The sequence below is a fragment of the Streptomyces cyaneochromogenes genome (assembly GCF_003963535.1).
GTDB classification, from domain to species: domain Bacteria; phylum Actinomycetota; class Actinomycetes; order Streptomycetales; family Streptomycetaceae; genus Streptomyces; species Streptomyces shaanxiensis.
Window position 1 is genome coordinate 10495010 of sequence record NZ_CP034539.1, and the last position, 12533, is coordinate 10507542.

At 67.6% G+C, this 12533-nt stretch carries 14 protein-coding genes and 4 pseudogenes; 8 read left to right on the top strand and 10 right to left on the bottom strand.

The genetic code is table 11. The features are described from left to right. The first annotated feature begins 10 nt into the window (after window positions 1-10). Window positions 11-361 (top strand): class I SAM-dependent methyltransferase, encoded by a 351-nt coding sequence (locus EJ357_RS47130; RefSeq protein ID WP_323377749.1) that lies wholly within the window; start codon window positions 11-13, stop codon window positions 359-361. Between the two features lie 394 nt (window positions 362-755). Here EJ357_RS47130 and EJ357_RS51045 read toward each other — a convergent pair. Both EJ357_RS51045 and EJ357_RS51050 read right to left on the bottom strand, forming a co-directional pair. Next, window positions 756-1148: pseudogene (locus EJ357_RS51045) on the bottom strand (winged helix-turn-helix domain-containing protein); the annotation flags it as partial. Between the two features lie 796 nt (window positions 1149-1944). Next, window positions 1945-2268: pseudogene (locus tag EJ357_RS51050) on the bottom strand (hypothetical protein); the annotation flags it as partial. A gap of 435 nt (window positions 2269-2703) precedes the next feature. Here EJ357_RS51050 and EJ357_RS50940 point away from each other — a divergent pair. The 4 genes from EJ357_RS50940 to EJ357_RS47155 all read left to right on the top strand — a co-directional run bounded on the left by EJ357_RS50940 (window position 2704) and on the right by EJ357_RS47155 (window position 4064). Then, a complete protein-coding gene (locus EJ357_RS50940) occupies window positions 2704-3036 on the top strand; it encodes a DUF6415 family natural product biosynthesis protein (RefSeq protein ID WP_407698542.1) in 333 nt (110 codons plus the stop codon). 77 nt (window positions 3037-3113) lie between these two features. Beyond that, window positions 3114-3377 carry a hypothetical protein gene (locus tag EJ357_RS47145; RefSeq protein WP_126398919.1) on the top strand — a complete coding sequence of 88 codons (264 nt, stop codon included), beginning with the start codon at window positions 3114-3116 and terminating at the stop codon, window positions 3375-3377. 150 nt (window positions 3378-3527) lie between these two features. Beyond that, the gene (locus tag EJ357_RS47150; RefSeq protein WP_126398921.1) at window positions 3528-3716 is read left to right on the top strand and encodes a hypothetical protein; all 189 of its coding nucleotides are present in this window, start codon (window positions 3528-3530) and stop codon (window positions 3714-3716) included. A gap of 87 nt (window positions 3717-3803) precedes the next feature. Continuing rightward, window positions 3804-4064, top strand: a complete 261-nt coding sequence (locus EJ357_RS47155; RefSeq protein ID WP_407698543.1) for a radical SAM protein — start codon at window positions 3804-3806, stop codon at window positions 4062-4064. Between the two features lie 6 nt (window positions 4065-4070). Here EJ357_RS47155 and EJ357_RS47160 read toward each other — a convergent pair whose 3' ends face one another. The 4 genes and pseudogenes from EJ357_RS47160 to EJ357_RS51055 form a co-directional block, all read right to left on the bottom strand. Beyond that, window positions 4071-4820: a transposase family protein gene (locus EJ357_RS47160; protein ID WP_126387557.1), complete on the bottom strand. Its 750-nt coding sequence runs from the start codon at window positions 4818-4820 to the stop codon at window positions 4071-4073. A 182-nt stretch (window positions 4821-5002) separates the two neighbouring features. Further along, window positions 5003-5182: a hypothetical protein gene (locus EJ357_RS50660; protein WP_175647792.1), complete on the bottom strand. Its 180-nt coding sequence runs from the start codon at window positions 5180-5182 to the stop codon at window positions 5003-5005. Window positions 5183-5703: 521 nt separating this feature from the next. Continuing rightward, window positions 5704-6006, bottom strand: a complete 303-nt coding sequence (locus tag EJ357_RS47170) for a hypothetical protein (RefSeq protein ID WP_126398923.1) — start codon at window positions 6004-6006, stop codon at window positions 5704-5706. Window positions 6007-6208: 202 nt separating this feature from the next. Further along, window positions 6209-6374, bottom strand: a pseudogene (locus tag EJ357_RS51055) (IS701 family transposase); the annotation flags it as partial. A 265-nt stretch (window positions 6375-6639) separates the two neighbouring features. Here EJ357_RS51055 and EJ357_RS47175 point away from each other — a divergent pair. Next, window positions 6640-6891, top strand: coding sequence for a hypothetical protein (locus EJ357_RS47175; protein ID WP_126398925.1), 252 nt, complete (start codon window positions 6640-6642; stop codon window positions 6889-6891). A 613-nt stretch (window positions 6892-7504) separates the two neighbouring features. On the opposite strand, the gene EJ357_RS47180 is transcribed toward EJ357_RS47175, so the two are convergent. Beyond that, window positions 7505-8593: an amidohydrolase family protein gene (locus EJ357_RS47180; protein WP_126398927.1), complete on the bottom strand. Its 1089-nt coding sequence runs from the start codon at window positions 8591-8593 to the stop codon at window positions 7505-7507. Window positions 8594-8687: 94 nt separating this feature from the next. On the opposite strand from EJ357_RS47180, the gene EJ357_RS47185 reads away from it, so the two are divergent. Continuing rightward, window positions 8688-9434, top strand: coding sequence for a TetR/AcrR family transcriptional regulator (locus EJ357_RS47185; protein WP_126398929.1), 747 nt, complete (start codon window positions 8688-8690; stop codon window positions 9432-9434). Between the two features lie 20 nt (window positions 9435-9454). Here EJ357_RS47185 and EJ357_RS50090 read toward each other — a convergent pair. Further along, window positions 9455-9616 (bottom strand): annotated as a pseudogene (locus tag EJ357_RS50090) (IS110 family transposase); the annotation flags it as partial. A 683-nt stretch (window positions 9617-10299) separates the two neighbouring features. Continuing rightward, window positions 10300-10575, bottom strand: a complete 276-nt coding sequence (locus EJ357_RS47200) for a hypothetical protein (RefSeq protein ID WP_126398933.1) — start codon at window positions 10573-10575, stop codon at window positions 10300-10302. 206 nt (window positions 10576-10781) lie between these two features. Between EJ357_RS47200 and EJ357_RS50095 the strand changes: the two genes are divergently transcribed. Beyond that, entirely contained in the window at window positions 10782-10871 is a 90-nt protein-coding gene (locus EJ357_RS50095) for a transposase (protein WP_126398935.1), read from the top strand. 8 nt (window positions 10872-10879) lie between these two features. Here the strand turns inward: EJ357_RS50095 and EJ357_RS47210 are convergent, their stop codons facing one another. Continuing rightward, window positions 10880-12337 (bottom strand): NF041680 family putative transposase, encoded by a 1458-nt coding sequence (locus EJ357_RS47210; protein ID WP_126400967.1) that lies wholly within the window; start codon window positions 12335-12337, stop codon window positions 10880-10882. Window positions 12338-12533 lie beyond the last annotated feature (196 nt).

The following is a 12533-nucleotide window of genomic DNA, read 5'->3' on the forward strand; positions in this document are numbered from 1 at the left end:
GTCATGCGCGATGCTGGCGGGGTTCGCCGAGCTCGTGCGGATGGCCGGTCTGGGGCCGGTCGCGGACCTGGGATGTGGCCCCGGCCGTGTGACGATGCACCTGGCCGGGTTGGGAGTGTCCGTCTTCGGCGTCGCTCTGTCGCCGAAGATGATCGAGCTGGCCTGGCACGCCTATTTGACCTTGCGGTTCACCGCGGGCTCGATGACCGCGCTGGAGATGAGAGACGACGAGCTCGGCGACATCCCTGCCTGGTACTCCACGCACCACACGCCCCAGGAGTGGCTGCTGGAGGTGTTCGCCGAGTGCCAGCGCACGCTCGCCCGGGCGGCTACCTGCTCTGGGAGACTATGTCGGCGATGAACGGCTGCAGCCGACCCAGGGCTATGGCCGGCCGGTGTCCTACGAGTCGTATGGACCGCATGGTCGCCCTGCTGGAGCAGGCCGAACTCGTCGTCACTGCGATTCAGCGGAAGACGCTGGGGTCGAGTAGCTCGGTAACGCGGATCAGTCGGGAAGGCTCCTGAGCGTTCCCGGCGGCGCAGCGGGCCTCATTGACGGGCTGTACGACGCGCGACGTCCGTGAGGTGAACAGTCATCGATGTGGACGGCCTGGCGAGGGCGGGCCGCGTGCATTGATCGGAGACTGACTACGAAGTGTGACTCCGACTGGGCAGCCTCCTGACGGCACTTGACGGAAGGCGGCAAGGGCGCCGGCCACAGCAGCGGCAAGAGCGACGACGGCGCCGAAGGCGGCCTGGTGGCTGAAGCCGTGCCGGTGCAGCATTTGCGCGATGGCCGACAGCGTCATGCTCTTGTGGAACCGACGCCCGATCAGCGTCTTGATCCGCGCCAGCGTCCAGGTGTGGTCAGGCCAGCCGTGCGCCACCGGCCCCTTGGCCAACTCCTGCTCGAGCACCGCGAACAGGGCCTCACTCAGCTTGGGCCTGGATGCCGGCCCCTTCGACTCCAGGGCGGGTGTTCCACCCTGCTCGCATGCCTGGTGCCACCGCTGTACCGAACGCATACTGACACGTAACTGCCTCGCGATGGCGGCATTGTCGTGTCCCACGGCGAACAACTCGGCCGCCTGCATCCGGATGTGCTCGCGAAAGCCCCGTCGCTCCGCGGTCAGCCCGCCCGGCCGCATACGCCCAGGCCTCCCGGGTGTGGAGCATGGCCTGCACTCTTGCCCCGGCGGCCTTCCTGGCGCCCTTGTGCGCGAGGTGGATGAGTTCGAGGGCGTCCTGCGGGCGATCCCGGTAGAGCATCTGTCGGGCCATGCCTGCCAGCACGTTTGCGCCGAACGCGGCGTCGCCTCCGGCATGAGCCGCGCGCAGCGCCAGCATGTAGTACTTCTGCGCTCGCCTCTGGAGCCCCGAGTCCCAGGTCATCGTTGCGGCTGTGCCGCCGAGATAGGCCATCACCCGGAACAGGCCGCGCTCGATGTCTGATTCTTGGTGTTCTTCGAGATGACCGGCAACCTCGTTGAGCTGCCCGACCACAGCCTTTCGTCGAAGACCTCCGCCGAACTGGTGGTCCCAAGCACGGAAGGCACGGGCCGTGGTTTCGAGTTCCCCGACTTCCCGTTTCCCGAGGCGGCCCCGGGGGCGCTCCCGCTCAGGTGCTGACCCGCGCTCGACGAGCCAGCCTTCCAGGGGATCGAGCAGGGCTGCCGGGGCTGCCCCGGATAGGGCGGCGCCTGCAAGGGCGCGCGTGGCTGCGCGACGGTCCATCACGAGATCGCTCCTGGTCAGGTCTGCGGCCAGGCCTACGGTGGCTACGGGTTCCCAGGGGGCGTCATCGGAAGTCCGTGTGGCTGGCGGCGTTGGCGGATCTGGGGAGTTGGGCTGTCTCTCCCAGGGCCGGTCGGCGAGCCCGACCATGCGCCCGGGGATGCGCAGCCCGTCAGCGATGCGGCAGATCACTTCGAAGCTGGTGACCTGCTGCTGCCCACTGATGATCTTGGAGACCTTACCGGGAGTGAGTTGGCAGGCCGCCGCAATGCGGTTCTGCGACAGGCCGCCCCACTTCTTGATGAGTGAGAAGGCCGCGGAGAAGTCGTGCTCTGCCAGGGCTCGCGTCACGTCGTCTCGTTCGAGGACCTCGGGGGCGAGCGGGCCGGGGGTGGTGGCGTCCATGGGGCCAACTCCCGGTGTGATCGTATGCGCTTCAACGCGCCGCTCCGAACAAGGAACGAGTGTATTACCGCCTCGGTAACCCCTGCCGGTCATCCCCGAGTTGCACGCCAGCGACGAACCTCGATGCATGACAGATCAGACCCCGGCGACCGCGCGAACGGCCCCGGCGGGTGGCCAATGCTCAAACCGGAGAGGGAGCGTCGACATGCCGAAGATTGCGGCCCTCTGCACGGTCAAGGGTCAAGATGACGATCCGCGTATACACCGTGACGCGAGAAGGCATCATCACCGCGGACAGCGGAACCGAGAAGGTGCGGGACTCGGAATGGAAGCCGCCCGCGCAGGACTCGTACCCGGCATGCAAGTGCCCGCGGTGCCAGTCTGGACAGGCGGTGGCCCGGTGAAGGCCACACGCGACGAGACCGAGGACCAGGTCGTCGGCAGCGGCTCGATGTGTTCCGCTGCCACCTGGTTCCTCGCCCAGGACGCGCCATCAACCTACGCGGTCATCCAGGGCTTTGAGACCGACTTCGCGGCTTCCTGGACCAACTGCTGATCCCTCAGATCGCCGAGCTCGGCAGCGGCCGCCCCCAGGACGACGGGCCCGTGGTGGCGGCCCGGGCCGGTGTCGGCGAGGCCCGCCGACGCCGGGCGTTGCCGGCGCGGCCTGGCCTGCTCGGCGAGTTCGAGCGTGTGAAGCGGCTGGCCCGGTCCGTAGTTGTCTTGTGCGACCACTGCGACACGCTCGCAGGCATCAGGGTGTGCCTTGCCTGTGACGTGCGGATCAAGGACGCAGCTGAGGCTGTGCCGTCCGAGAAGGTCAGTCCCTCCGGCGGAGCGCTCAGATCGGGCTACGTCCATGCCGAGTGCGCCAACGAGGTGCGCCGCGCTCGATGAGAGGCGCCGCCCAGAACGCCCGTCCCGCCGGAGGAACGGAAGCCTCCGGCGGGACGGGTCCCATGAGGAGAACGCCGATGGCAACCGACGACGTCGCTACCACACTGGGCGCTGCCCGGGAGTGGACAGCGCCCGCGCCGCCCGCGACGGGACTGCCGAAGCTCCACCAGCTCAGCATGAAACAGCAGATAGCCATCTGCTGCGCACGCTGCGCCCAGTACCTCGGAGCGAGCGGCCGCCAGTGGGGCGACCTCCACCACCGCGTCCACGACCGCACTTTCGTCTTCAAGCTGTGGGTCTGCGAGAGCGGCTGCCGGCCATTCCAGGGCGGCCCTGCATGAACGACCGCCCGGCGCCGGAGGCCAAGAGCCCGGCGCCGGGCGGTACAGATCCCGCTCCGCCCCGGGCCGACCGGCGGTTCCCCTCCGGGGCGGAGCGGTCCCCGCACGCACATACCGCCGCCAGCACGACGCTCAGGAAGGACAGCAACTGTGCAACGGGAGTGGGTCACCGGAGCCTGCTGGCTCGGCTGCGAGCGCGCCGACCTGCCGGTGATCTACCTCGGACCGGTCCAGTGGGACGGCCAGCACGCCCCGTTCTACGCGTGCGAGCCGTGTCTCGACCGCCTCAAGGCGCAGGCGTTCGCGTACTTCATGGACCGGCGACCAGCCATCGCCTGACGTACGTCATATCAAGGAGGGACAACGATAACTATCGCTCCCGAGGCACCCGCAACACCCGCACCCCCGACGTTCCTTGAGCTGGAGATCACCCAGCGCTGCCAGCTCACATGCTCGTCGCACTGCTACGCCCAGGCCGGGCCCACCAAGGGGCACGGCACCATGACCGGTGACGACTGGCGGCGTGTCATCGACGAGGCCGCCGCCATCGGCGTAGAGAAGGTGCAGTTCATCGGCGGCGAGCCGACCCTGTACCCCGAGTTCCCCGACCTCGTCCGGCACGCCCTTGGCACCGGGCTCTCCGTCCAGGTCTACAGCAATCTCTACCGGGTCCGGCTCGAACACTGAGCTTCTTCAGCGTTGCAACTCCAGTGTGAGGACGGCCTTGGCGATTGACGTCATGCGGTTGGGGCTGCAGCGGGACCTGCGGAAGATCCGCCAGGACTTCAGGCGGGCGACTCCGCGTTCGACGGGTGCGCGCGCTGCGGCCAGGGCACGGTTGCGAGTCTTCTCGGTGGGAGTCAGTTTCTTCAGGGGCCTGCGTTTGATGCCCGTAGTCAGCCACGGACCGGCGCCCTGGTAGGCGAGATCGGCCACGATCGGAACGCCCTGGCGCTCGCAGATCCGGATGATCCGGTGGGTGCGGGCAGCGGTCAGGTCGTGGGTGCGGCCCGGCAGGGCGGGCGAGAGCCACAACAGCCGGCCGCCGGGATCGGTGACGACCTGCACGTTCACGCCGTGGCGCCGGTGTTTGTGGGAGTAGTCGGCCCGGCCGTCGCCGACCCGGTCGCACTCGGCGAGAGTGCCGTCGAGCAGGACGAAGTCGGGATCATGCTCGCGCAGCGTCTTCAGCAGACCCGGTGCACGGGCGGCGAGGAGGTCGACGACTGCGCTGGTGTAGGCATGCACGGTGGACTCGCTGATCCCGAACCCGGCAGCGATCTTCGCCAGAGTGATGTGCTCGCGCAGGTACACCAGTGCCACCATCGCTCGCTGGGACGGACGGAGCTTGCAGCGCCGGTCGCCCTCACGGGTGACGATCAACATGGTGACCCACTCCACGAGTGCATGCGGCAGGTCAAGTGCGGCAGGATGGACGACCAACGAGGCCCCCGAGCAACGTGATTGAGACGTCAGACATCTCGATCAACAGCCCGGGGGCCTCGCTCGTTGCGCTGCACGGGCCGTCACCCGATCGGTGGCCACATCGAAGAAGCTCACTGGACGTTGTTTGAGCACCCACGCGTCAGCCTCGCCATCTCGTACTACAGCGACCAGGCCGCCGATCACGAGCGCGTGACCGACAGAAAGGGTTCCCACGCCGCCACCGTGCGAACATCATCGAGGCCCTGCGCCGGGGCATCCATGTACAGGTGGGCATCGTAGACGTGCACGACGGTCAGCGCGTCGACGAGGCGCGCGCCGACCTCGAAGCGCTCGGCGTGACCGTCGTCAACACCGACCATGTGCGTGGCGTCGGCAACGCGTCGAAAGTCCTGACTCCGTCCACGTCTGAGCTGTGCGGCAACTGCACCCGCGGCCGTGCTGCGATCATGCCGGTCGGTCAGGTAACCCCCTGCGTGCTAGACCCGGGAGCGCTCGCCACTCACCGAACGAGGTCGGCGAGGGGGACGCCGATGGCGTCGGCAAAGCATGTCAGGGTGGCGATGGTCATGTGCGCATTCGCCTGGTGCGCACACCCAGAGATTGCGCGCTTGGGCTGGGTAGTGGTGTGCAGTCGGACTAGCGTTCCCGCATGGCATTCATCGACATACTTGTACTAATCGTGCCGACCTTTGCCATCATCGGCGCCTTGGCTGTTGCGGCATGGATCACGAAACGCTGGCCGTCGTGATAGCAGATCGTTGCCAGTAACCATTCGGCGTGCCGGTGGGCCCGGCCTGCGCAGATACGGAATAGAGGCCGATCATCCCGATTCTCACGCGGACTGAGCCCAGAACCGACAGAAACTCGCCGGGCGGGGGCTCTAGAAGGCGCTGTTGTTGCAGCCCATGGTCGAGCCAATGTGCTTGCTCTGCCCACCGGCGTTGCCCTCGCCGTTGAGCGCGTTGCCCAGCAGCCCATTGAGGATGCCAACCTGGCCGAGGATGTCGAGGTTCAGGTCGTGCGACTTACAGTTGGAGCTCTGCAGGACGCTGTAGCTGTCCCCGCCCTTCTTACCCTTGTCGCCGTGCCCGTCGAGGCCCTGGGCGGCGGCGGTGCCGGTGCTCAGGAGTCCGACGCTGCCGAGGGCGACGACCACGGCGGCAGCCTTGCGAAGCTTGTGCATCTGTCATCTCCGATGGAGTGAGGTGGGGTGCGATCCGTGAGAGACCGTCTCCGTACGGTCATCGGAGATTAAAATCAGAATTTTCAATACATCTCGGTGACACACCGGGGTTCCTGATCACGTGGCGGTGCGATTCAGGCAAACGGTCGGATTCGATGTCCTTCGGCAACTACCGCTAGTTCGTTAAACCTGGCGGTAGAGATCAAGGCCGTGCCTGGTGGTGACCGCGTCGAACAGGGCCTGGAAATTGGGCGGGCGGGTCCTTGTCGGTCCAGGCTTGCCACCAGCGTCGGAGCGTGATGACCGGGGTGAGCCAGGACCGGACCGAGCGTAAGGCCCTGGGCCAGCAGGGAAGTTGGGGCGGGGCCCACTCGCAGCCGTCCGCATCTGGACGCAACGCTGACCAGGGAGACAGTCCTTAAAGCCAATGCCGTGACTCTGTTGGTGATCTTGGGCTTCAGGTGATCGCGAATCCCGCTGTGGTGCAGAGGGTCCGCAAACGGCGCCACGCCTACGCCGTCGGCTGCACAGCGGAAGTTGCCGCAGTCTGAAGTTCACGATCACGGCTCTCTCAGCCTCTCCTCCGCACAAGACTCGATCCGCGGGCACACCCGGTATCTGGGAGGGCAGGGGATGGACACGACCACGGCCGTGATCACTATCGGCTCGATCATCACCGTCAAGGCTCTCGCGCTGTGGGGGCTCTGGCTGCGCCTGCGCTGGCGGGCGCACCGCGAGCAGTGCCGACACGACTACCTTCTCGGTATCGCGGAGAAGGCGGCCGCCGGCAGCCGGGTAGAACTCGACGACCAAGACCGTGACGGCCGCCGGCTGAGGGTGAGCATCTCCCGCGATAGGGGGCAAAGGGAGGATGCCGCAGCGTGAGTACCCACGAACCAGAGGACAGCACTGCACACCCCGCCGTCGCACCGGCCACACCGGATCGGCCGGTCCTGCGGCACGACTTACGGCATGCGAAGGACGCGGCGTTCAGCGCCTTCTACCGCGCCCCCCGTACCGGCTCCGGCAGTGGGACGGCATGACTCCGGTCGACGCGCCCGACGGACAGACCGAGTCACCAAGTCCTGCGCGGTAGCCACTGCAGAACCGGCACTGGACTGGCAGGTAGCCATGTCCGCCGACGCCGCTCCGCGCGCGAAGGTGCTCTATCACATGTGCAGCAGCTGCATGGTGGAATCGGTGAGACTGGCCACCCTGCCGATGATGAGCCGTAGGGTCCATAGTCCAGGCGCAGGTCCCGGCGAGCCGACATGTCGTCAGGTCCTGTGAGGTCCGTGAACCACGACCCGGACTCCTGCCCGCCGCCGCCCAACCCCGTTCGGTGTGATCCGCGCTACCGCGGGCATGGACGATCACCGCGACAGCCAAGGCACCCCCAAGAGCCCTTCAGGGTCACGGGCACTGCCCTGCCCCGCAGCCAGCCCGCGCTGGAGCAGGCCTTCCGCCCGCTGGCCTGCTTCGGGCCGGACACCCGGTGTTATCGCTGACCGCCCGAAGTGCTGTCGGTGCGGTCGTCCGCGGATCGGCTGCTGCCCTGCGTGATGGCGGTGTGCCCGGTCAGCCGCTCCCAGTTGCCGGAGGCGATGGCGGCCTTTTCCTCCTCGGTGAACGGTGCTTGCTCCAGGAACGACCGGGCGACTGAGCGGCTGGTGTCGAGGAAGGGGAAGCCGCCGGGCCGCGTTCCGAAGGTGTAGGGGTAGTCGGTGGAGTACAGCATCCGCTCGGTTCCAACGACCTCAGCTGTCCACCGCAGGTAGCGCTCGCTGACCGTGCCGCTGCCCGCCACCCAGAAGTTCTGGCGGAAGTAGTCGGCCAGAGGCCGCTCCAGCTTCGCCATCTCTTGTAGGACACCGATGTGGTCGAGGTAGAATAGGACGACCTCGCCCCAGTGCCCCGCGATCACCTGCAGTCCGGGGTGGCGGTCGAACACCCCGGAGAAGATCATCCTCAGGTACTGCACGCCCAGGTCGTAGTACCAGCCCAGGCCGGCGGTCGCGAGCGCGCGGCCGACTCCGTTGGGCAGATCCGAGTAGTACGCCTCTTGGACCGCGCTCACAGGGGTCTGCGGGTGGAAGTGCAGCGGTACCCGGAGCCGTTCGGCGGTGGCGTAGAGGACGTCGAACTCCGGTGCGTCGGCCAGCTGGTCACCGGTGCGCCCGTACAGCATTGCGCCGCGGAAGCCGAGTCGGGTGACCGCGCGCTCCAACTCCGCGGCGGCGGCTTCGGGTGCCGGCGTCGGGACGGCCGCGAGCGCCTGGAATCGGTCGGGGTGGGCGTCGACGACCTCGGCGAGCGCGTCGTTCGCCTCGCGCGCCACGCTCACCGCGTCCGCCGCGGTCAGATTCTGCACGCCGGGTGTGGCCAGCGACAGCACGGCGACGTCCACGCCTTGATCGTCCATGTCGGCCAGGCGGCGGTCGCCGACGTCGCGCAGCCGCTGCGCTATCGGCTCGTCGCCGTAGCCGAGTTGCGGGATCTGCGGCACCCCAGCCCGCGTCCAGGCATCGAGCAGGACCGGCAGGGCCACGTGCTCCTCGAGGCCTACGATGCGCAGCTTCTCAGGCATGGTGCGCTCCTCTCCTCTCGCCGTTTCCAGTGATATGCACATCACGATAACATCGATAGCATCAATGGAATCAAGTGGTTGCTATCATTGATTCATGTCTGAGGGAGCGAAGACCGACGCCATTCACGTCGCAGCGTCGGAGACTGCAGCCGACGTCCGTGAGGTCACCCGGCAGCGGGTGGTTGAGGCAGCGGCGGACCTGCTCGCGCGCGAGGGTCGCGACGCGGTGACCACCCGGGCGGTCGCGGCGGCCGCCGGGACGCAGCCCCCTGCGATCTATCGCTTGTTCGGCGACAAGGACGGGCTCCTCGAGGCAGTGGTGGAGCACGGCCACGCCACCTTCCTCGCGACGAAGCACAGGGACACCCGCCCTCAGGACCCGGTGGAAGATCTGCGTGCGGGCTGGGACCTCGCCGTCGAGTTCGGGCTCGCCAACCCCGAGCTGTACGCGCTGATGTACAGCGACCCCCGACGCGCCATGGCATCGGCTGCCTTCCAGGCCGGCATGCAGATCCTGCTGGGGCGCATCCGCCGCCTCGCCGCCGGCGGCTGGCTTCGCGTCGACGAGACGCTCGCGGCCGCTCTCATCCACGCGACCGCGCGCGGCGCCGTGCTCACCTGGCTGTCGCTACCCGAGGACCAACGCGACCCGGCCCTGCTCACCACGCTGCGCGAATCCATGGTCGCCGCCGTCACCCACGAGAGACCCGTGGTGCAAGACGCGGGCCTCGCCGACGCCGTCCGAACCCTGCAGGCCCTCCTGCCCGGCCAGACAACGCTCAGCAGCGCGGAACAACACCTCCTCAGCGAATGGCTCGACCGCCTTGCCGCGGACGGCTGACTGATTCCACGTGGCGCCTGTCAAACCGCGAGAGCAACGGGCGGCGTGGGTTCGTAGCATCGTCCGTCGCGAAGGAGGGCCCAGACAACGTCGACGCGACCGCGGGCAAGAGCGAGCACGGCTTGGAAGTGGAGCTTGCCCTCTGCGCGTTTGCGTTCATGGAACCGGCGGGACTCCTCACAGTGCCGGACACGGAGTCGGCCCAGACGATGGTGATCTCGGGGTGCATCAGCCGCAGCCGGAACAGGACCTCCTTTGCCACCGGGAGTTGCTGTTCCGTCTCGCACTGTTGGCCCCGGAGATCGCCGTCGTCTGGGCCGGCTCCGCCACGCCAAGAACGGTCTGATCCCCTGGGCGAAGAAGTACCTCGACATCACCCTCAAGACGGTCCGGCGCCCGCCGGAGGCAAAGGGCTTCGTCGTGCTACCGCGCAGGTGGACCGTGGAACGGGGCTGGTCATGGATCATGAGGGCCCGCCGTCACTGCCGCGACCACGAACGTCTGCCCGAGATGAGCGAGTCGCTGATCACCTGGCGGCCATCACGTTGATGACACGGCGGCTGACCCGCCGCGGGAACCGTCTCGGCGAACGCCGTGACGTCGCGCACGGCTACGCGATGCCGGAAGCCGCCTGACCTTGATTGGCAGGTGAGGGATCGGGAGGATCAGCGGATGTGTGAGCTGATCTACCTATCCGAGCGTAAGCTGCGCCAGTTTCAGCCTCGCAAAGACCCAGGTGGCTGGTAAGGCGGCGAGTCACCGAGGTGGGAGCCTCTGCCCCGATGAATCTCGGTGAGCTGCAACTCACGCTTTCCGAGGGGGCGTCGTCCCAGCGACCCGACCTAGCTAGGCCGTCTCTTTCGGATCATGCGTAGTCAGCGTCGTCCTCCGCGCGCACCCAGGCCAGCTGCGCGTCGCTCAGCGGGGGGTCGAACCCTTCTGGGAACATCAGCATGAGTGGCTGCGGCCACATGCTCTCTGGCCCGTGCTCTTGGCAGTGCAGGGCGATGAGATGCGGCCCTTCCCCGCAGGACTCGTGCCAGTAGTGGCGGTCGTGGGCCTGGCAGAAGTACCCGTACCTTGGGCAGTCGTCCTCATCGCTGGGCTCGTAGAAGCTGGGATCCCGGACAATCTGAGTCACCGGCTCCGGCCGATTGAACCGGGGGCTGGGCCGGGGATCACGCCACAGGAGTCGGGGAGGGAGCACGCGCCCATCCTGCACCGAGGCCGACTCATTCGGATCACCGGGTCGGTCTGGTCATGGCGTTGACTGATGTGCAGTGGGTCGCGGATTGAATTCCGGACCGGACTCCGCAACGTGGCGGGCGGTGGCGTGATCACCGGCAGATGATCGAGGCGATCGCGTGGAAGTACCGCACAGGCTCGCCCTGGGGTGACATGCCCTCCGAGTTCGGTTCGTGGAAGGGCGTCTACTAGCTTGATCTTTAACCTGTGCGGCGGGGGCGTGGGGTCGTTGACTTCTTGGTTCGCTGTTTCGCGGTGTCTGGTTTGCGGACTGTGTGCACGTCGTAGCGCGGGGTGGGCCGGGTGTTTTTGCGGCCGGGTGGTCGTCCTGGGCCAGGGCGGGAGGGTTTCGGTGCTCTGGCGGGGCAGGCGGCCTGTGGGCGCAGGTGGCGAAAGTCGCGGCGGACGCGGGCCGGGGTGAGCCTGTTCCGCGGGCTCGGCTTCTCCCACGGCCGACGCAGGTCAGCCGCCAGCGGTCGGGCCAGCCGCAGCTGGGTGTAGACGGAGAGGATCAGCCAGGTCCACCGGTCAGCCGCCTCAGGAGTGCGGACCTTCGGGCAGGTCCAGCCCAGCGTCTGCTTGAACAGCCGGAACGTGTGCTCGATGTCGAAGCGCCGCAAGAAGACCTGCCAGAGCAGGTCGACCTGAGTGTCGGTGGCATCGGTGCCCGACCACCACAACCACACCGGCTTCGGTGTCGCACCGCTGGGCAGGTATTCGACCTGCAGACGGATCACAGTGCCCTCGATGACCGGCAGAGCGCCCAACTGGGAGACCCACGCAGAGCGGTGAGTCAACCTGGGGTGGAGCCGGTCCCAGGCTCTGGCGGTGGCCGTGCCATACAGCCGGGTCTCGGTCACGGTCGCCGCATCAGGAGTGTTCCAGGTGGCCGAGTCGCCGAAGACGAACTCGCCGCCATGACGGGGCGGGCGGCCGAGGGTGCCCGGCTCGCGGGGCGGGGCCGCCCGGCGTAGGACCCGGTCCGAACGCATCCGGCCCAGCACCTGCACCGGCAAGTCCCCCAGCAGGTGGGCCAGGCGGGGCACGTCGTATCCGGCGTCCACCACGATGAGGACGTCCGGATCGTCGTCCTTCCACTGCCCGGCCTCGATCAGCCGCTCGATGAGCTCGCGCATCTGCCGCGCGGTGACGGTGGCGGCGTCGTCCCCCGGCACGAGACGCAGGGCGTCCAGCGGCGCGGTCCAGGAACTGCGTCCTGCTTCCAGCGCACAGATCACCGAGTAGGGCCAGCCGGGGACGGGGATGTGCTGGTCCTTGCCGCGTCCGTAGGTGTGGCACAGAATCCGCTGCGGTGAGGTGTGTGCGTCGGGCCGCAGCCAGCAGGTGATGTCGGCGGCCAGGACCAGCCGGCCGTCCGCCGCCCGTGGCAGTGGCACCGTGGCCAGGGCCCGCCGGAGCCGGGCGAGGTCCACCCGGCCCGCGGCCAGGGCGTCATAGAGCCCGCCGTGTCCGCGGCGATGCTCGCCGACCAGTGAGAGTTCTACCAGCGAGCGGACCGGGCCGTTGGCACACAGCACGGCGTCGGCCACCTCGAACAGCGCGTCCGAACGCCTGGTGAGGCAGGAGTAGAAATCGCCCCGGAAGCGTGACAGTTCCGCGAATGGGTCCTGCCGGACAGCATGGTGCAACACACCCATCCCCACGGCCTTCGTGCTGATCACGTGTATTCCTTGGTCGGAGCACATGGTCAGCCGAAGGCCGCCTGCCTGTACGGCAGTTACCAACCCGAGTGATCAAGTACGAGACGCCGTTCGAGACCACAGGTTAAAGATCAAGCTAGAGCGTGTTTGAGATATCGATCAACGCGGCTCAGGTCTTGATCGACATTTCGAG

Coding starts and splice junctions, on each gene's coding strand:
- EJ357_RS47130 (WP_323377749.1), top strand. CDS start 11: ATGCTGGCGGGGTTCGCCGAGCTCGTGCGGATGGCCGGTCTGGGGCCG.
- EJ357_RS50660 (WP_175647792.1), bottom strand. CDS start 5,182: ATGGTCGGTGTTGACGACGGTCACGCCGAGCGCTTCGAGGTCGGCGCG.
- EJ357_RS47170 (WP_126398923.1), bottom strand. CDS start 6,006: ATGCACAAGCTTCGCAAGGCTGCCGCCGTGGTCGTCGCCCTCGGCAGC.
- EJ357_RS50095 (WP_126398935.1), top strand. CDS start 10,782: ATGATCGAGGCGATCGCGTGGAAGTACCGCACAGGCTCGCCCTGGGGT.
- EJ357_RS47175 (WP_126398925.1), top strand. CDS start 6,640: ATGGACACGACCACGGCCGTGATCACTATCGGCTCGATCATCACCGTC.
- EJ357_RS47210 (WP_126400967.1), bottom strand. CDS start 12,337: ATGGGTGTGTTGCACCATGCTGTCCGGCAGGACCCATTCGCGGAACTG.
- EJ357_RS47180 (WP_126398927.1), bottom strand. CDS start 8,593: ATGCCTGAGAAGCTGCGCATCGTAGGCCTCGAGGAGCACGTGGCCCTG.
- EJ357_RS47185 (WP_126398929.1), top strand. CDS start 8,688: ATGTCTGAGGGAGCGAAGACCGACGCCATTCACGTCGCAGCGTCGGAG.
- EJ357_RS47145 (WP_126398919.1), top strand. CDS start 3,114: ATGGCAACCGACGACGTCGCTACCACACTGGGCGCTGCCCGGGAGTGG.